Below are 18,387 nucleotides of genomic sequence, written 5' to 3' on the forward strand. Positions count from 1 at the left end.
CACCTGGGCCGTGCGCAGGGCCTCCCGCTTCGTCGGCGACGCCGAGCGGCTCCGCGACAGACCCCCGCCCGCGAGCGCCGTGGTCAGTGGGCCGGACACCGGCGACGACCGCGTCGAGCTGCAGTCGGTCGGCAGCGGTCGCCGCGCCAAGGCCGTGCTCGCCGTGGGTACGGCCGCACAGCTGGGCACCGCCGAGCGGTACGCGGTGCACTCCGCGATCGCGCTGCTGACCCTCACCATGGAGCGCTCGCGGGCACTGCAGGAGGCCGAACAGCGGCTGGGAGCGGCGGTGATGCGGATGCTGCTCTCGGGCGAATCCGGGCACGCGCGGGCGGTCGCCGGACGGCTGTACGGAGGGCTGCTGGACGCGCCGATGCGGGTGCTGGTGGCGGAGCCGGTCGCCGGCTCCGCGGCCCGGACCCGAGGGGGCGGCAGCGCCGCCGCGGGCTCCGCTTCGGGGGGTCCCGGCGGCTCTGGAGGTCCCGGAGGCTCCGGCGGCCCGGGTCCCGCTCAGCTGCCCGTCGTGACGGTCACCGAGAATTCGGCGGTGCCGGTGCCGACGCCGGAAGGCATCACCGACGACCTGACCGGCCCCCTCGACCAGCTCGTGGATCTCATCGAGACCGCCGCGGCGCGCAACGGCGAGGCAGTGCTCGTCGTGCCCGACGGCAGCCGTGTGGTCGTCATCGCCCCCGACGGCGGGGCGGCGGTCTCGGCCTGCGCGGAGTACGCGGCGTCCTGCGCGAAAGCGGTGGAATCGACCAGCGCCGCCGGCCCGGTCGGCTCGGGCGCCGGCGCGCACCCGAACGGATCGCCCCGTACCCCCGAGGACGCCCTGGTCATCGGCGTCTCGGCACCCGCCGGGCTCGCCGCCGCCACCGTCGCCTTCAAACAGGCCGACCAGGCGCTGTCGGTCGCCCGGCGCCGCGGCACCCCGCTGGTGGAGCACGAGGACGTGGCGGCGGGTTCGGTGCTGCCGCTGCTCGCCGACGACGCCGTACGGGCGTTCGCCGACGGCCTGCTGCGTTCGCTGCGTGAACATGACGCGAACGGCCGGGGCGACCTCGTCGCCTCCCTCCGGGCGTGGCTGTCCCGGCACGGCCAGTGGGACGCGGCCGCGGCCGATCTGGGTGTACACCGGCACACCCTGCGCTACCGCATGCGCCGGGTCGAAGAGATCCTCGGCCGGTCGCTCGACGATCCGGACGTACGTATGGAGCTGTGGCTCGCGCTCAAGGCGACGGGTTAGGGCACACCACGAGCACGACCGTTCCGGTCTCTGCCGATCCGGCCAGCGCAGCCGCCGGAGTGTGCCGAGTCGGACAAGAATCAGTCACCCTCGCACCCCCCTATGGTGGAAAGCGGGCAGCCGATGACGGTCCACCGGCCACCGGTTTCGCCCCGCTCACCGATCTCCATCATCCTCACCATCCGTAAGGGCGGTCCCGCAGTGACGACAGCGACTTCCCCGCACTCCTTCTGGCTCGCCGGCCGTGAGGCCACCGGCGAGGACACGCTCGATGTGACCTCGCCCTGGGACGGGCGGCTCGTCGGCAGTATCAGCCTGCCCACCGCGGCCCAGGTCGAGGAGGCCGTGGCCGCCGCCGCAGAGGTCGCCGAGGAGTTCGCGGCGACCCCCGCGCACGTACGCGCGGCAGCCCTGGACCACATCGTGCGGCGCGTCGGCGAACGCTCCGAGGAGATCGCCGCGCTGATCTCGGCGGAGAACGGCAAGCCCATGAAATGGGCCCGCGGCGAGGTCGGCCGGTGCGTCTCCGTCTTCCGCTGGGCCGCCGACGAGGCCCGCCGCTTCAACGGCGGCGAGGCGCAGCGGCTCGACTCCGACGCGGGCGGCACGGGCCGGCTCGCCTACACCAAGCGCTTCCCCTACGGACCGGTGCTGGGCATCGCGCCCTTCAACTTCCCGCTCAACCTGTGCGCGCACAAGGTCGCTCCCGCGCTGGCCGTCGGCACCCCGATCATCCTCAAGCCCGCCCCGGCCACGCCGCTGTCCGGGCTGCTGATCGGCGAGCTGCTGGCGGAGACCGACCTGCCGGCCGGTTCGTGGTCCGTCCTGCCGGTGCCCAACGACCAGATGCCCGGGCTGGTCAAGGACGAGCGGCTGCCGATCATCTCCTTCACCGGCTCCGCCCCCGTCGGCTGGTCCATCCTCGACTCGGTGCCGCGCAAGCGCGTCACACTGGAGCTGGGCGGCAACGGGGCCGCGATCGTACTGGGCGACTACCACTCCGAGGCGGACCTGGACTGGGCGGCGCAGCGCATCGCCACCTTCTCCAACTACCAGGCGGGCCAGTCCTGCATCTCCGTGCAGCGCGTGATCGCGGACGCGTCGGTCTACGACCGGCTGGTACCCAAGGTCGTCACCGCCGTCGAGGCCCTGCGCGCCGGTGACCCCGCCGACCCGGCCACCGACGTCGGCCCGCTGGTCAGCGAGGACGCCGCCAAGCGCGTCGAGTCGTGGGTCGATGAGGCGGTCTCGCGCGGTGCGACGCTGCGGACCGGCGGCAAGCGGGAGGGCGCGACGTACGCGCCGACCGTGCTGGAGGACGTCCCCGCCGACACCCAGATCGGCTGCGAGGAGGTCTTCGGACCGGTCATGTCGTTCACGCGGGTGGACGGCGAGGACCAGGCTTTCGCGGCGGCCAACGACTCCAAGTACGGGCTGCAGGCGGGCGTGTTCACGCATGACATCCAGGCGGCCTTCCGCGCGCACCGCGCGCTGGAGATGGGCGGCCTGGTGGTCGGCGACGTGCCCTCCTACCGCGCCGACCAGATGCCCTACGGCGGCGTCAAGCAGTCGGGCGTGGGCCGCGAGGGAGTCCGGTTCGCGATGGAGGACTACACCTACGAGCGCGTGATGGTGCTGACGGGCCTGGAGCTCTAAGCTCTGGTTCTACGCTCGCTTTTCGCCGCCCCGGCACAGTGCCGGGGCGGCGCGTCGTGCGCAGCCGGCACCGTCGCGGCGTGGTGTCCCGGTCCGCACGGCGGGAATTGCCCGGCCATGGACCTGCCGACCGCAAGGGGTGACCGTGTTCGTCTTCGCGCATGTCAGTGACATCCACCTGGGTCACCTGGGTCACCCGGGACGGGACGAGAGCGACGGCGGCGTCCGCGCCCGCGAGCGTACGGAGCGCGTGCTGCGCTATCTCGACCAGCTGCCCGGCGAGTTGGACGCCGTGCTGCTCACCGGCGACATCGCCGACCACGGCACCCCGCAGGAGTACGAGGAGGCCGCCAAGCTGCTGGCCGGCTCCCGGCACACGCCACTGCACTGCCCCGGCAACCACGACGCCCGCGGTCCCTACCGTGCCGGGCTGCTCGGCGGCGACCCCACCGACGCCGCCCCGGTCAACCAGCTGCACGTACTGCCCGGCGGGACGTTCGCCATGTGCGACTCCAGCATTCCGGGGCGCGGCGACGGCTACCTCGACGACGGCACGCTCGACTGGCTCGACCACGCGCTGTCCGGCGCGCCGCACGACCGGCCCGCCTTCGTCTGCTTCCACCACCCCCCGGTGCCGCTGCACGGCCAGTACGTCGATCCCATCCGCCAGTTCGGCGAGGACCGGCTCGCCGCCGTCGTCGCACGGCACCCTCATGTGGCGGCCTTGCTGTGCGGCCACAGTCACACCCCGGCCGTCACCACCTTCGCCGGCCGGCCGCTCGTCGCCGCTCCCGGCGTCGTCTCCACCCTGAAGATGCCGTGGGAGGGCGAGGCGGGCGGCCCCGTCGACTACGCGCTGCCGCCGATGCTCGCCTTCCACGTCCACGAGGATGTCCACGACAACGGCGGCCGCCTGACCACACACTTCCGTGTGGTGCCGTGAATGGTGCCGTGAACTGACCGAGGCATCCGGGGTTCCGCCTGCGCGGAGTCTGGTATGCACCCGCCGAATCGGGTAGATACGACCGAGTAGCACCGGACGGTAGTGCACGGCGGTGCACGCCGTTCAATGTCCCTACCACGCGGCGAGATGAGTGAGATGACTGTCTCCGAGCGCGAAGCCCGAGAAGTAGCCGAGGCCGCACGCGAACAGGACTGGCGCAAGCCGAGCTTCGCCAAGGAGCTCTTCCTGGGCCGTTTCCGGCTCGATCTGATCCACCCTCACCCGGAACCCGCCGCCGAGGACGTACAGCGCGGCGAGGAATTCCTCACCAAACTCCGCGAGTTCTGCGAGACGACGATCGACGGGGCGCGGATCGAGCGGGAGGCCCGCATCCCCGACGAGGTCATCACCGGCCTCAAGGACATCGGCGCACTCGGGATGAAGGTCGGCCCCGAATACGGCGGGCTCGGCCTCACCCAGGTCTACTACAACAAGGCGCTGGCCCTGATCAGCTCCGCCAACCCCGCCGTGGGCGCGCTGCTCTCCGCGCACCAGTCGATCGGGGTGCCGCAGCCGCTGAAGATGTTCGGCACGAAGGAGCAGAAGGACACCTTCCTGCCGCGCTGCGCCCGCAGCGACATCTCCGCCTTTCTGCTCACCGAGCCCGACGTCGGCTCCGACCCGGCACGGCTCGCCACCACCGCGGTGCCCGACGGCGACGACTACGTCCTGGACGGCGTGAAGCTGTGGACCACCAACGGCGTCGTCGCCGACCTGCTCGTCGTCATGGCCAGGGTGCCCAAGTCCGACGGGCACCGTGGCGGCATCACCGCCTTCGTCGTGGAGGGCGGCTCGGACGGCATCACCGTCGAGAACCGCAACGCCTTCTCGGGCCTGCGCGGCCTGGAGAACGGCGTCACCCGCTTCCACCAGGTCCGGGTGCCGGCCGCCAACCTCATCGGCAAGGAGGGCTCGGGCCTCAAGATCGCGCTGACCACCCTCAACACCGGGCGGCTGTCCCTGCCCGCCACCTGCGTGGGCGCCGGCAAGTGGTGCCTGAAGATCGCCCGCGAGTGGACCGAGGCGCGGGTGCAGTGGGGCCGGCCGGTGGCCAAGCACGAGGCCGTCGGCAGCAAGATGTCCTTCATCGCCGCGACGACGTTCGCGCTGGAGGCCGTACTGGACCTGTCCAGCCAGATGGCCGACGAGGAGCGCAACGACATCCGCATCGAAGCCGCGCTCGCGAAGCTGTTCGGCAGCGAGATGGCGTGCAAGATGGCCGACGACCTCGTCCAGATCCGGGGCGGGCGCGGGTATGAGACGGCGGAGTCGCTGGCGGCCCGCGGCGAGCGCGGCGTGCCCGCCGAACAGCTGGTGCGCGACCTGCGGATCAACCGGATCTTCGAGGGGTCGACGGAGATCATGCATCTCCTCATCGCCCGGGAAGCGGTCGACGCGCACCTGAAGGTGGCCGGCGACCTGATCGACCCGGACAAGACGCTCTCCGACAAGGGCCGGGCGGCGGTGACGGCGGGCGGTTTCTATGCGCGCTGGCTGCCCAAACTGGTGGCGGGGCCGGGCCAGTTGCCCGGCACATACCCCGACTTCGGGGAACTCGCCTCGCACCTGCGGTACGTGGAACGCACCTCGCGCAAGCTGGCCAGGTCGACCTTCTACGCCATGTCGCGGTGGCAGGGGCGGATGGAGACCAAGCAGGGATTCCTCGGCCGGATCGTGGACATCGGCGCGGAGCTGTTCGCGATGAGCGCGGCGTGCGTACGGGCGGAGAAGCTGCGGCGGGACGCGCTGAGCAGCTCGTCCGGGGCCGACGGGAGGGCGGCGTATCAGCTGGCCGACGCCTTCTGCCGGCAGTCGCGGGTGCGGGTGGAGGAGTTGTTCGGACGGCTGTGGCACAACACGGACGATCTGGACCGGAAGGTGGTGCAGGGCATTCTGGACGGCGCCTACACGTGGCTGGAGGAGGGCGTCATCGACGCGTCGTCCGAGGGGCCGTGGATCTCGGAGGCGAAGCCGGGGCCGTCGAAGAAGAAGAACGTGCACCGGCGTATTCGCTGAGGGGCCAGGCAGACGCCGGTGGCCCGGCCGGCGCCGGTGGCCCGGTGGCCGGGATGCGCCGGCGAAGGGTCAGAATGGGGGGATGACGGAATCCCTCGCTGACCCGCATGTGCGGCACCCCGGGCCGGCCGGTGTGCCGGAGGGGCCGCGCGACATCGTGATCCTCGGGTCGACCGGCTCCATCGGCACCCAGGCGGTCGATGTCGTGCTGAGCAATCCCGGCCGCTTCCGGGTGACCGGCCTGTCCGCCGCGGGCAGCCGGCCGGCACTGCTGGCCGGGCAGGCGCACCGGCTGCAGGTGCGCACCGTGGCGGTCGCCCGCGAGGACCGGGTGGGGCAGGTGCGGCAGGCGCTGCGTGCCGAGTACGGCGTGGGGGAGCCGATCCCCGAGGTGCTGGCCGGGCCCGACGCGGCCACCGAACTGGCGGCGGGCGAGTGCCACACGGTGCTGAACGGCATCACGGGCTCCATCGGACTGGCTCCCACCCTGGCCGCCCTGGAGTCGGGGCGGACCCTCGCCCTGGCCAACAAGGAGTCGCTCATCGTCGGCGGGCCGCTGGTCAAGGCGGTCGCCAGGCCGGGGCAGATCGTGCCTGTGGACTCCGAGCACTCGGCGCTCTTCCAGGCGCTGCTGGGAGGGGCGCGCGGCGAGGTGCGCAAGCTGCTGGTGACCGCGTCGGGCGGCCCGTTCCGCGGCCGTACGAAGGCCGAGCTGGCCGACGTCACCCCCGACGAGGCGCTCGCCCACCCCACCTGGGACATGGGCCCGGTGATCACCGTCAACTCCGCGACCCTCGTCAACAAGGGGCTGGAGGTCATCGAGGCGCACCTGCTCTACGACGTGCCCTTCGAGCGGATCGAGGTCGTCGTCCATCCCCAGTCCGCCGTTCACTCGATGGTGGAGTTCACCGACGGCTCGACGCTCGCCCAGTGCGGGCCGCCGGACATGCGGCTGCCGATCGCGCTCGGGATGGGCTGGCCCGAGCGGGTGCCCGACGCGGGTCCGGTCTTCGACTGGTCGAAAGCGATGTCCTGGGAGTTCCTGCCGCTCGACGCCGGGGCGTTCCCGGCCGTACCGCTCGCCTTCCGGGTGGGACGGCTGGGCGGCACGGCGCCGGCGGTCTACAACGCGGCGAACGAGGAGTGCGTCGAGGCGTTCCTCAGCGGACGGCTGCCGTTCTCCGGCATCGTGGATACGGTTGCCGCTGTGGTCGAGGAACATGGAGAGCCACGCGGAACCGCGCTGACGCTCGCCGATGTCCTCGACGCTGAGACTTGGGCGCGCGCTCGCGCCCGCGAACTGGCGACGGCAGCAGCGGAGGCCCGTGCATGACGACCTTGATGACCGTTCTCGGCATAGTCGTCTTCTTCGTCGGCCTGCTCTTCTCCATCGCCTGGCACGAGCTGGGACACCTTTCGACGGCGAAGATGTTCGGCATCCGGGTGCCGCAGTACATGGTGGGATTCGGGCCGACGATCTTCTCCCGGCGCAGGGGCGAGACGGAGTACGGACTCAAGGCGGTGCCGCTCGGCGGCTACATCCGGATGATCGGCATGTTCCCTCCGGGGGAGGACGGGGCGCTGCGGAAGCGCTCGACCTCGCCCTTCCGCGGTATGATCGAGGACGCGCGGGCCGCGGCCTTCGAGGAACTGCAGCCGGGCGACGAGAAGCGGCTCTTCTTCACCCGGGCGCCCTGGAAGCGCGTCATCGTGATGTTCGCGGGGCCGTTCATGAACCTGATCCTGGCGGTCGTGATCTTCCTTGTCGTGCTGATGTCCTTCGGCATCAACACCCAGACGACCACGGTCTCCTCCGTCTCCGAATGCGTCATCCCGGCCTCGGCCAAGTCCGACAAGTGCCCCTCGGGGGCCAAGGACTCACCGGCCAAGGCGGCCGGCATGCGGGCGGGCGACAAGATCGTGGCCTTCGACGGCGAGCGCGTCAGGGAGTGGGGGACACTCCAGCGGCAGATCCGCGACACCACCGGTCCGGCCACCATCACGGTCCAGCGGGACGGTGCGCGTAAGACGCTCCAGGCCGACCTGATCCCGAACAAGGTCGCCAAGTCCGACGGCCGCGGCAGCTACGTCGAGGGCCAGTACGTCACCGCGGGCTTTCTCGGCTTCACGCCGGCCAGCGGCGTAGTCCAGCAGTCCTTCCCGCAGTCCGTGGACCGCATGGGCGACATGATGGCCTCCGGCGTGGAGGCGCTGATCGCGCTGCCCTCCAAGGTCCCCGACCTGTGGAACGCGGCCTTCGACGGAGCCGAGCGCAAGCAGGACTCCCCGATGGGCGTGGTCGGCGCCGCCCGGGTGGGCGGCGAGGTCTTCTCCCTCGACATCCCGCCCACGCAGCGGGTGGCGACCATGCTGTTCCTGGTCGCGGGCTTCAACCTGTCGCTGTTCCTCTTCAACATGCTGCCGCTGCTGCCGCTGGACGGCGGGCACATCGCGGGCGCCCTGTGGGAGTCGGTACGGCGGGCCTTCGCCAAGGTCTTCCGGCGCCCCGACCCGGGGCCGTTCGACGTGGCGAAGCTGATGCCGGTCGCGTACGTCGTCGCCGGGATCTTCATCTGCTTCACGCTGCTGGTGCTGGTGGCGGACGTGGTCAATCCGGTCAGACTGGCCGGGTAGCGCGGCGTCCGGTGGACGGCCGCACGATGACGTGTGGTGACACTTCGGCCGCTTTTGTGACCATATGTCATGCTTTGGGTGATCGGCGGGGCGTGATGTGCTCGTACAGGTGACCGTGCCGTAATCTCAGGGCTGGAGCCCGTCGATCTCTCGGGACCTCTCGATCCACATGTTGGGGTTGCACGCCAGATGACAGCGACAGCGATTTCGCTCGGTATGCCGGACGTACCTACCAAGCTCGTCGACCGCCGGGTCAGCCGGAAGATCCAGGTGGGTCCGGTGGCCGTCGGCGGGGACGCCCCGGTGTCCGTGCAGTCGATGACCACGACCCGTACCTCCGACGTCGGGGCTACGCTCCAGCAGATCGCCGAGCTGACGGCGTCCGGCTGCCAGATCGTGCGCGTCGCCTGCCCCACGCAGGACGACGCCGACGCGCTGGCCACCATCGCGCGCAAGTCGCAGATCCCGGTGATCGCCGACATCCACTTCCAGCCCAAGTACGTCTTCGCGGCCATCGACGCGGGCTGTGCCGCGGTGCGGGTCAACCCCGGCAACATCAAGCAGTTCGACGACAAGGTCAGGGAGATCGCCCAGGCCGCCTCGGCGGCCGGCACCCCCATCCGGATCGGGGTCAACGCGGGCTCCCTCGACCAGCGGCTGCTGCGGAAGTACGGCAAGGCCACTCCCGAGGCGCTGGTCGAGTCGGCGCTGTGGGAGTGCTCGCTCTTCGAGGAGCACGGTTTCCGCGACATCAAGATCTCGGTCAAGCACAACGACCCGGTCGTCATGATCAACGCCTACCGGCAGCTCGCCGCCCAGTGCGACTACCCGCTGCACCTGGGCGTCACCGAGGCCGGCCCCGCCTTCCAGGGCACCATCAAGTCCGCCGTCGCCTTCGGCGCGCTGCTGGCCGAGGGGATCGGCGACACCATCCGCGTCTCGCTGTCCGCACCACCCGCCGAGGAGTGCAAGGTCGGCATCCAGATCCTGGAGTCCCTCGGCCTGCGGCAGCGCCGCCTGGAGATCGTCTCCTGCCCCTCCTGCGGCCGCGCCCAGGTGGACGTCTACAAGCTGGCCGACGAGGTCACCGCCGGCCTGGACGGCATGGAGGTGCCGCTGCGCGTGGCCGTCATGGGCTGCGTCGTCAACGGCCCCGGCGAGGCCCGCGAGGCCGACCTGGGCGTCGCCTCCGGCAACGGCAAGGGGCAGATCTTCGTCAAGGGCGAGGTCATCAAGACCGTTCCCGAGTCGAAGATCGTCGAGACCCTCATCGACGAGGCGATGAAGATCGCCGAGCAGATGGAGAAGGACGGCGTCGCCTCCGGCGAGCCCGAGGTCGCCGTCAGCGGCTGACGAGAAGTGGCCGGCGGGCTGTCAGGCGGCGGTCAGGCGCGGTGCCACGCGCGGCGCCGGCCGCGATACAGTCGGGAGATCCTCCCCCTCCCTTCCCCTTGCCCTCGGGGCCGTCACGGTGAGGCAGCCGACACGTTGTTGACCACCACCTCCACCAGGGTTCTCGACCCCGCCGAGCTCGACGACGCGCTCAGGGTGCTGCGCCGCGAACCCGTCAACAACGCGTTCATCGCCTCCCGCGTGCACGCCGCCGGACTCGACGCGATGCGCCTCGGCGGCGAGATGTGGGGGTGGTACCGGCGGGGCCGGCTGGCGGCGCTCTGCTATGCCGGAGCCAACCTCGTCCCCCTGTGCGCCGGTCCCGAGGCCGTCCACGCCTTCGCCGAACGCGCGCGGCGGCAGGGGCGGCGCTGCTCGTCCATCGTCGGCCCGGCCGGGCCCACAGCCGCGCTCTGGTCGTATCTGGAACCGCACTGGGGCCCCGCACGGGAGGTCCGAACCCGGCAGCCGCTGATGGTCGCGGAGCGGGTGCCCGACGAGGTCGCCCCCGACCCGCTGGTGCGCCGCATCCGCAAGGACGAGATGGATCTGGTCCTGCCGGCCTGCGTGGCGATGTTCACCGAGGAGGTCGGCGTCTCCCCGCTCGCCGGCGACGGCGGCCTGGTCTACCAGTCCCGGGTCGCCGAACTCGTCGGTTCCGGCCGCTCCTTCGCCCGCGTCGAGAACGGCCGGATCGTCTTCAAGGCGGAGATCGGCGCTGCCACACCGCAGGCCTGCCAGATCCAGGGTGTCTGGGTCACCCCGGAGCGCCGCGGGGAGGGCCTCTCCGAGACCGGCATGGCCGCTGTGCTGCGCTACGCGCTCAACGAGGTCGCCCCGCGCGCCAGCCTCTACGTCAACGACTTCAACACGGCGGCACGAGCCGCGTACCGGCGCGTGGGTTTCCGCGAGGTCGGCACCTTCATGAGCGTGCTGTTCTGACCCTGGCGGACCCGACGGGTTCCCCGGGGTGGTAGGGGGACGGCCCCCGTTCGCCGGTACCGACCGTGCGGTCACGGCACTAGTAACCTCCAGGCATGCTGCATTCTTCCGCGGGAGCACAGTCCCAGGACCCCCGCGAGGCGGTCATCGGACCGCTGGACCTGGACGCGTACGTGGATGACGCGCTCGCCGTGCAGGCCGTCGCCTTCGGGCTCACCGATGAGGAGATCGGAGTGCGCCGCCCCATCGTGCTGCGGCACCTGACCTCGCCGGGGGCGCGGGCGCTGGGCGCGCGGACGCCGGAAGGGCGGCTCGTCGGCTTCACGTACGGGATGCCCAACGACCGCACGCACTGGTGGTCCACGGTGGTGGCCTCCTATCTGCGGGAGCAGGGCGTCGAGGACTGGCTGGACGACACCTTCGTCATCACCGAACTGCACGTACACCCGCTCTACCAGCAGCGCGGCATCGGCCGCCGGCTGATCACCATGCTCACCGACGGGGCGGCCGAACCGCGGTCACTGCTCTCGGCCATCGACACCGACAGCCCCGCCCGCGCCCTTTACCACAGCCTGGGCTACCGCGACCTCGCGCGCCGTGTGCACTTCCCGAGCGCGCCGAGCCCGTACGCGGTCATGGGGGCGTGGCTGCCGCTCCGCCGGCGGTGAGGGAATCGCGTTTCCGTGCCGTGAGTTCCGCCGGATAGTCTCCTCCCCAGTCACTTCACCCACCGCACGGAGAACTCCATGGCAGCCCGAGTCCAGCGCTTGTCCCGGTCGATGCTGAAGACGCTGCGCGACGACCCGGCCGACGCCGAGACCATCAGCCACAAGCTGCTGGTGCGCGCGGGCTACGTACGCCGTGCCGCTGCGGGCATCTGGACGTGGCTGCCGCTCGGCCTGCAGGTGCTGGAGAACGTCACGCGTGTCGTCCGCGAGGAGATGGACGCCGTCGGCGCCCAGGAGGTGCTGCTCCCCGCGCTGCTGCCGAAGGAGCCGTACGAGGTCTCCGGGCGCTACGAGGAGTACGGTGACCTGCTCTTCCGCCTCCAGGACCGGAAGGGCGCCGACTATCTGCTCGGGCCCACCCACGAGGAGATCTTCACCCAGGTCGTCAAGGACCAGTGCACGTCCTACAAGGACATGCCGGTGACGCTCTATCAGATCCAGACCAAGTACCGGGACGAGGCCCGTCCCCGTTCCGGCATCCTGCGCGGCCGGGAGTTCACGATGAAGGACGCCTACTCCTTCGACGTCTCCGACGAAGGGCTCGCCGAGTCCTACCGGCAGCAGCGCGAGGCCTACACCCGCATCTTCGAGCGGCTCGGACTCGACTACCGCATCGTCTCCGCCGTCTCCGGCGCGATGGGCGGTTCGGCCTCCGAGGAGTTCCTCGCCCCCGCCGCCGCCGGCGAGGACACCTACGCCCAGTGCCCCTCCTGCGGCTTCGCGGCGAACACCGAGGCCCTCTCGGTCGCCGTCACCCCCGCGCCGTCCGCCGATCACCCGGCGCTCGAAGAGCTCGACACCCCGGACACCCCGACGATCGAGACCCTCGCCGCACACCTGGGCGTGCCCGCTTCCGCCACGCTCAAGAACCTGCTGGTCAAGATCGACGGTGAGATCACGGCCGTGGCCGTCCCCGGCGACCGTGAGGTCGACCTCGGCAAGCTGGGCGAGCAGCTCGCCCCCGCCCAGGTCGAGTTGGTCACGGCGGAGGACTTCGTGGACCGGCCCGACCTCGTGCGCGGCTACGTCGGCCCGCAGGGCGGCATGGCCGGCAAGGCGTTCCGCTACATCGCGGACCCCCGCGTGGCCCCCGGGACCGCCTGGGTCACCGGGGCGAACAAGCCTGACAAGCACGCGCGGAACGTCGTCTGCGGCCGTGACTTCGAGGTCGACGACTACCTCGACGTGGTCGTCGTCGAGGCGGGCGACCCCTGCCCGTCCTGCGGCTCCGGCATCGAGCTGGACCGGGCGATCGAGATCGGCCACATCTTCCAGCTCGGCCGCAAGTACGCCGACGCCTTCGAGCTGGATGTGCTGGGCCAGGACGGCAAGCCGGTGCGGGTGACGATGGGCTCGTACGGCATCGGCGTCACCCGCGCCGTCGCCGCGCTGGCCGAACAGACCGCCGACGAGCAGGGGCTGTGCTGGCCGCGCGAGATCGCCCCCGCCGACGTGCACGTCGTCGCCGCGGGCAAGGCGCTGCAGATCGAACTCGCCCTGGACATCGCCGAGCGGCTGGGCGCCGCCGGGACGCGGGTGCTGGTGGACGACCGCGCGGGCGTCTCGCCCGGCGTGAAGTTCACCGACGCGGAGCTGCTCGGCGTGCCCACCATCCTGATCGTGGGCCGTGGCGCCAAGGACGGCCTGGTCGAGGTGAAGGACCGCCGCACCGGTGAGCGCGAGGAGCTGCCGGTCGCCGACGCGGTGGCCCGGCTCTCCGCCGCCTGACCGGACCGCCGGTCAGAGCCAGCCGGCGAATTCCAGCAGGATCTCGCCGTCCTCGCGGTTCCCGCCGCTCAGGTGACGTACACCGGACTCCACGGCGCGGTAGAGCGACCAGCCCCGGAGCCGGTCGCGGTCGACCTCGAGGGAGTCGGCGAGCTTGTGCAGGCGGCGGCGGGTGGCGGAGGCGGCGCCGGGGGAGGCCACCAGGTCGTGCAGCCGGTCCCGTACCAGCCGGGCCAGGTCGTAGGCGCGCTCGCCCAGCAGGGGATCGGGGCCCGCCGCCAGCCACGGCGCGCGCTCGGCGTCCGCGGCGAGCACCGCACCCTGCCGGAAGTCGCCGTGCAGCAGCACCTCTTCGGGTGGTTCGGTCAGCAGCGCGTCCCGCAGCTCCAGGGCCTCGTCCCGCAGCGGCCACACCTCCTCCGGCGTGGAGCGCCGCAGGAACGCGCTGCCGGCGGCCGTGTGCGCCGCGACGGTGCCGACGGCGTCACCCGCGTCGCCGGGGGAGACCCACAGCCGGCGGGCGGCCGAGGCGGCCTCCAGCATCGCCTTCGCCTCGGGCAGCGACCGCAGTGACATCTCGCCGTGCAGCCGCTCCAGCAGCAGGGCGCCTGCGGTGGTGTCCGCGCGCAGCAGCCGTACCGCGCCCCAGCCGTTCCAGCGGGTGAGGGCCGCGCGCTCCCGCTCGGCCCGCTCGCCCGCCCCGTAGCCGTACGGGGCGAGCAGCTTCAGCGCCGCCGGGGTGCCGTCGGCCTGCCGCACCAGGGCCATCAGACTGCTCCGGCCCCCCGGCGCCACCACTCGCTCCGGCGTCAGCTCCCACCGTTCCAGGGTCCGTTCCAGGAGCGCGGGAAGCTCCGCGAGCCATTCGCCGGCGGCACGGGCCGCGCTGTCGGCACGGCCCGCCAGCGCGTCCGCGTGGGAGTGCTGCGCGCCGAGCGAGCGCACCAGCCGCTGCGGAGGGTCGAGGGGCAGTGCGGAAGGCATACGGTGACGTGGACCTTTCCGGTCGGCGGTGCGTGCGGGCGGTACGTGCGGCGGTACGACGGCGGTCTGCCGGGCGCCGCTCCGCGGACCGTGGGGGTCAGAGCGAACCGGGCGCCGTGCCGGGCGCGGATGAACCCGAGGGCGAAGGGCCCTCGGAGGCGGTGCGCTCGGGGAGACCAGGGAAGGTTACGCCGCTGCCCCGCCACCGGACCGACCGGACCGCCGCCTCGCGCAGGGACCCCGCCGCCTCCCGCCTGCGGGTGCCCTCGCTCGCCCGTACGAGATCCGCGTACACCCCGGCCAGCCGGTCCTCCAGCTCCGCCGCGAGCCGCACCGCCGCTGCGCTGTCGGGCACCGCGAACGGCAGGGCGTAGGCGGCGGCAGCGGCTTCCGGCTTGCCGCCCAGGTCGCGCACCTCGCGCCGCAGTGCGTCCCGGCGGGCGCGGTGGGCGTCGTAGGCGGCGCGGGCCTCGTCCTGACGGTCCTTCTCCATGCGGCCACCGACGACGCCGTAGCCGTAGAGGGTGGCGTGCTCGGCGGCCAGCGCGGCCTGCACGGCGTCGAGCAGTCTGCTCATGCGTCGTCGTCCTTCCCGTCCGGCTTGCCGGCTCCCAGCAGGTACGCGTGGGCGGCGCCCGCCGCCGCGAGAGAGGCCAGCACCCGTGCCAGTTCGGGCGGTGCCTTGAGGAGGGCGGCGGTACGGTCGTCCGCGGTACGCCGTTCGGCCTCACCGAGCGCCGCGAGCGCCGCCTTCTCGTCACCCGGTGCGGCGCCCTTGCCGCCGCCTTCGTGTCCCTTGGGTTCGCCGTCGCCTTCGCCACGGCCCTTGCCGGGCCGGGCGGCGCCCTTGCCGCCGAGAGCATCGGCGTGCCGGGCCGTCGCGGCGCGCAGCGGGCGCAGCCGGTCCGCGAGTCCGGAGTGCGCCGCGGCCGTCGCGTCGTACCGCTCCAGCAGCGCGCGGCTCTGCCGGGCCGCCGTCTTCCGCAGCCGCTGTTCCGCGTGAGTGCGTGACGCGGCATCCGCGCTGCCTTGCTCCGCCGAGCATCCGGCAGTCCCGCCGAGGGCTCCCAGCGCCGAGAGCGGACCCAGCGTGCCCAGCGTCCCGGCCAGCATCGACCGTCGGCGCGGTCCTGCGCCCGTGGACGGCGTGAGCGGCATGCGTGCACTCCCTGAACAACATCGGCCTCGCCTGAACCCGCTGCCGGGCACCGCGTGTGGTGGTGATCACCGCCAGGTGAGGGTACCGGTGAGCCTTCGAACGCACTGACGGGCCACCCTCGTTGACCCATGGGTACCCGGACGACCCGTACATCCCGCGCGGATCCCCCGTCTGGTCGGCGCCGCTCACGGCAGGCGATAGGCTTGGACCGGCGGACGGCGCCCTCACACGCTCCGGCCCCCACCCCGGCAACCACAGGCAATCCCCCCAGCGAACGCCCAGCGAACGCCCAGCAACTAAGGCCCTCCACAACAGCACACGCGGCCGAGGAGTCACCCGGATGAGCACCACCCAGAGCGACAGGCTGCGCGGACTGCTGGAACCGCTCGTCGGCAGGAAGGGGCTCGATCTCGAAGAGGTCGACGTGACCCCCGCCGGCAAGCGCCGGGTGCTGCGCGTCGTGGTCGACGCGGAGGACGGGGTCCAGCTCGACACCTGTGCCGAGCTGAGCCGCTCGCTCTCCGAGGCGCTGGACGAGACGGACGTGATGGGCGGCTCCCCGTACGTCCTCGAAGTCACCTCTCCGGGCGCGGACCGTCCCCTGACAGTGCAGCGGCACTACCGCCGCGCCGTCGGGCGGCTGATCAAGGCGCACCTGACCGAGACGGCCGGCGGCGGCGAACTGACCGCCCGGGTCACGCGGGTGGACGAGGAAGGCGTGGATCTTGAGGTGCCCGGCGTGAAGGGGCGCAAGCCCACCGCGCGCCGGCTCGCCTTCGGCGACATCGCGAAGGCGCGGGTCGAGATCGAGTTCAATCGCAAGGCCGCTGAGAGAGCGCAGCAGGAGTCCGCGGCCGCCGACGAGGAAGGCAAGGAGGAGGCGTAGCCGTGGACATCGACATGAGTGCCCTGCGCGGGCTGGTGAGGGAGAAGGAGATCTCGCTCGATCTGCTGATCGAGGCGATCGAGTCGGCCCTCCTCATCGCCTACCACCGCACCGACGGCAGCCGCCGTGACGCACGGGTGGTACTGGACCGCAGCAACGGGCATGTGACGGTCTGGGCGAAGGAAAGCGCGGCCGAGCTGGCCGAGGGCGCCGAGCCCCGGGAGTTCGACGACACCCCCACCGGCTTCGGCCGGATCGCCGCCACCACTGCCAAGCAGGTCATCCTGCAGCGGCTGCGGGACGCCGAGGAGGAGATCACCTTCGGGGAGTACGCGGGCCGGGAGGGCGATGTCGTCGCGGGGATGGTCCAGCAGGGGAGTGACCCCAGAAGCGTGCTGGTAGACATCGGCAAGCTGGAGGCGATCCTGCCGCCGCAGGAGCAGGTCCCCGGCGAGGACTACACGCACGGCACGCGCCTGCGCACCTACGTCGTCCGCGTGGCCAAGGGAGTGCGCGGCCCGTCCGTGACGCTTTCGCGCACCCACCCGAATCTGGTCAGGAAGCTCTTCGAGCTGGAGGTGCCGGAGATCGCGGACGGCTCGGTGGAGATCGCCGCCATCGCGCGTGAGGCGGGGCACCGTACGAAGATCGCCGTACGGTCGACGCGGTCCGGGCTGAACGCCAAGGGCGCCTGCATCGGCCCGATGGGCGGCCGGGTGCGCAACGTCATGGCGGAGCTGCACGGCGAGAAGATCGACATCGTCGACTGGTCCGACGACCCGGCCGACCTGGTGGCGCACGCGCTCTCCCCGGCCCGGGTCAACCAGGTCGAGATCGTCGACCTCGCGGCCCGCTCGGCCCGGGTGACCGTGCCCGACTACCAGCTGTCGCTCGCCATCGGCAAGGAGGGGCAGAACGCCCGCCTCGCCGCGCGACTGACGGGCTGGCGCATCGACATCCGCCCGGACACGGGGGACGCGGAGGGCGGCGCGGACGCAGCGGATGCGGGAGCCGGCGGGGAACCCGCCTCGGGCGGGCGGGAAGCCGCGCGCGACGAGGCGCCCGGGCAGGCTGCCGAACAGGGCTGAAACCGAAGGGTGCCGCTTTACCCCCGAAGGGGTGTGGTGGCACGGGGAGGTAGACTTATCAAGTGTCTGGCCGGACGCGAGTCCGAGCCTGCCCGCAGCGCACCTGTGTGGGCTGCCGGAAGCGCTCGGACAAACCCGATCTGCTGCGTGTGGTGTTGAACGGGGACCGCTGCGTTCCTGATCTTCGCGGTACGCTGCCCGGCCGGGGTGCATACATGCATCCCACATCGGCCTGTTACGACCAGGCTGTCCGCCGACGGGCGTTCAACCGGGCCTTCCGGGGCCCTGGCCCGTTCGACGTGGCGGAGCTGCACCGGCAGGTGGAGCAGATCGAGCAGGTAAGACCGTAAGACAGTCCGTACGGAGCCTCCGTGCGGAGAGGTACCTCGCGAGTCGGAAGTAGGTCGAGATTGCGATGAGCACTCGATGAGTACGCGATGAGCGCCCATGCATAAGTAGCGAAGGTCCGGCGGCGGACGAGCCCCCCGGACCGTAAGGAGCGAAGTGGCTAAGGTCCGGGTATATGAGCTCGCGAAGGAGCTCGGTGTCGAGAGCAAGGTCGTCATGGCCAAGCTCCAGGAACTGGGCGAATTCGTCCGTTCGGCGTCCTCGACGATCGAGGCGCCGGTAGTACGCAAGCTGTCCGACGCCTTCGACGCGGGCGGTGCCGCCAAGGGCGCCAAGAAGTCCGCGGCGAAGCCGGCGGCGCCGAAGAAGAGCGCCGCCAAGCCCGCTGCACAGCCCGCCGCGGCCAAGCCGGCCGACGGCGCGGCACCCAAGCCGGGCGCCGCGGCCCCGAAGCCGGGTCAGGCACCCAAGCCGGGCGGCCCGAAGCCGGGCCCCGAAGCGCCGGCGCCGATGACGCCGGAGGCACCCGCTGCCCCCGCCCCGGCAGCCGAGGGCGAGGCCGGCGGTCCTGTCA

The 18,387-nt window shown here is 71.9% G+C and carries 17 protein-coding genes; 14 read left to right on the forward strand and 3 right to left on the reverse strand.

From position 1 onward, the window contains the following. The 10 genes from ACRDP3_RS11040 to ACRDP3_RS11085 all read left to right on the forward strand — a co-directional run. Positions 1-1,249 (forward strand): PucR family transcriptional regulator (locus ACRDP3_RS11040; RefSeq protein ID WP_431516702.1); only part of this gene is annotated, 1,249 nt, incomplete at its 5' end. Between the two features lie 201 nt (positions 1,250-1,450). Further along, positions 1,451-2,905 carry an aldehyde dehydrogenase family protein gene (locus ACRDP3_RS11045; RefSeq protein ID WP_431516703.1) on the forward strand — a complete coding sequence of 485 codons (1,455 nt, stop codon included), beginning with the start codon at positions 1,451-1,453 and terminating at the stop codon, positions 2,903-2,905. A 145-nt stretch (positions 2,906-3,050) separates the two neighbouring features. Next, a complete protein-coding gene (locus ACRDP3_RS11050) occupies positions 3,051-3,848 on the forward strand; it encodes a metallophosphoesterase (RefSeq protein WP_431516704.1) in 798 nt (265 codons plus the stop codon). A gap of 156 nt (positions 3,849-4,004) precedes the next feature. Next, positions 4,005-5,924 (forward strand): acyl-CoA dehydrogenase family protein, encoded by a 1,920-nt coding sequence (locus tag ACRDP3_RS11055; protein WP_431516718.1) that lies wholly within the window; start codon positions 4,005-4,007, stop codon positions 5,922-5,924. A gap of 82 nt (positions 5,925-6,006) precedes the next feature. Beyond that, positions 6,007-7,257 (forward strand): 1-deoxy-D-xylulose-5-phosphate reductoisomerase, encoded by a 1,251-nt coding sequence (dxr, locus tag ACRDP3_RS11060; protein WP_431516705.1) that lies wholly within the window; start codon positions 6,007-6,009, stop codon positions 7,255-7,257. After that, positions 7,254-8,558: a M50 family metallopeptidase gene (locus ACRDP3_RS11065; RefSeq protein WP_431516706.1), complete on the forward strand. Its 1,305-nt coding sequence runs from the start codon at positions 7,254-7,256 to the stop codon at positions 8,556-8,558. Before dxr ends, ACRDP3_RS11065 begins: the two co-directional genes overlap by 4 nt. Positions 8,559-8,774: 216 nt before the next feature. Beyond that, a complete protein-coding gene (ispG, locus tag ACRDP3_RS11070) occupies positions 8,775-9,911 on the forward strand; it encodes a flavodoxin-dependent (E)-4-hydroxy-3-methylbut-2-enyl-diphosphate synthase (RefSeq protein WP_431516707.1) in 1,137 nt (378 codons plus the stop codon). A gap of 135 nt (positions 9,912-10,046) precedes the next feature. Continuing rightward, entirely contained in the window at positions 10,047-10,892 is an 846-nt protein-coding gene (locus tag ACRDP3_RS11075) for a GNAT family N-acetyltransferase (protein WP_431516708.1), read from the forward strand. A gap of 95 nt (positions 10,893-10,987) precedes the next feature. Then, positions 10,988-11,560 (forward strand): GNAT family N-acetyltransferase, encoded by a 573-nt coding sequence (locus ACRDP3_RS11080; RefSeq protein ID WP_431516709.1) that lies wholly within the window; start codon positions 10,988-10,990, stop codon positions 11,558-11,560. Between the two features lie 78 nt (positions 11,561-11,638). Then, the gene (locus ACRDP3_RS11085) at positions 11,639-13,348 is read left to right on the forward strand and encodes a proline--tRNA ligase (RefSeq protein WP_431516710.1); all 1,710 of its coding nucleotides are present in this window, start codon (positions 11,639-11,641) and stop codon (positions 13,346-13,348) included. Positions 13,349-13,360: 12 nt separating this feature from the next. On the opposite strand, the gene ACRDP3_RS11090 is transcribed toward ACRDP3_RS11085, so the two are convergent. From ACRDP3_RS11090 to ACRDP3_RS11100, 3 genes are all read right to left on the reverse strand, one after another. After that, positions 13,361-14,332, reverse strand: coding sequence for an aminoglycoside phosphotransferase family protein (locus tag ACRDP3_RS11090; RefSeq protein ID WP_431516711.1), 972 nt, complete (start codon positions 14,330-14,332; stop codon positions 13,361-13,363). A gap of 97 nt (positions 14,333-14,429) precedes the next feature. Further along, the gene (locus tag ACRDP3_RS11095) at positions 14,430-14,909 is read right to left on the reverse strand and encodes a ferritin-like domain-containing protein (RefSeq protein ID WP_431516712.1); all 480 of its coding nucleotides are present in this window, start codon (positions 14,907-14,909) and stop codon (positions 14,430-14,432) included. Beyond that, on the reverse strand, positions 14,906-15,490 hold the full coding sequence (locus tag ACRDP3_RS11100) for a hypothetical protein (protein ID WP_431516713.1): 585 nt from the start codon (positions 15,488-15,490) through the stop codon (positions 14,906-14,908). The genes ACRDP3_RS11095 and ACRDP3_RS11100 overlap by 4 nt, the downstream gene beginning before the upstream one ends. Positions 15,491-15,831: 341 nt before the next feature. Between ACRDP3_RS11100 and rimP the strand changes: the two genes are divergently transcribed. From rimP to ACRDP3_RS11120, 4 genes are all read left to right on the forward strand, one after another. Continuing rightward, positions 15,832-16,377 (forward strand): ribosome maturation factor RimP, encoded by a 546-nt coding sequence (gene rimP, locus ACRDP3_RS11105; RefSeq protein WP_431516714.1) that lies wholly within the window; start codon positions 15,832-15,834, stop codon positions 16,375-16,377. A gap of 2 nt (positions 16,378-16,379) precedes the next feature. Continuing rightward, complete coding sequence (gene nusA / locus ACRDP3_RS11110; RefSeq protein ID WP_431516715.1) at positions 16,380-17,465, forward strand: transcription termination factor NusA; 1,086 nt, start codon at positions 16,380-16,382, stop codon at positions 17,463-17,465. Between the two features lie 62 nt (positions 17,466-17,527). Beyond that, positions 17,528-17,815 carry a YlxR family protein gene (locus ACRDP3_RS11115; RefSeq protein ID WP_431516716.1) on the forward strand — a complete coding sequence of 96 codons (288 nt, stop codon included), beginning with the start codon at positions 17,528-17,530 and terminating at the stop codon, positions 17,813-17,815. Between the two features lie 154 nt (positions 17,816-17,969). After that, positions 17,970-18,387 (forward strand): translation initiation factor IF-2 N-terminal domain-containing protein (locus tag ACRDP3_RS11120; protein WP_431516717.1); only part of this gene is annotated, 418 nt, incomplete at its 3' end.

This window comes from Streptomyces sp. (genome assembly GCF_050698815.1).
Lineage (GTDB): Bacteria > Actinomycetota > Actinomycetes > Streptomycetales > Streptomycetaceae > Streptomyces.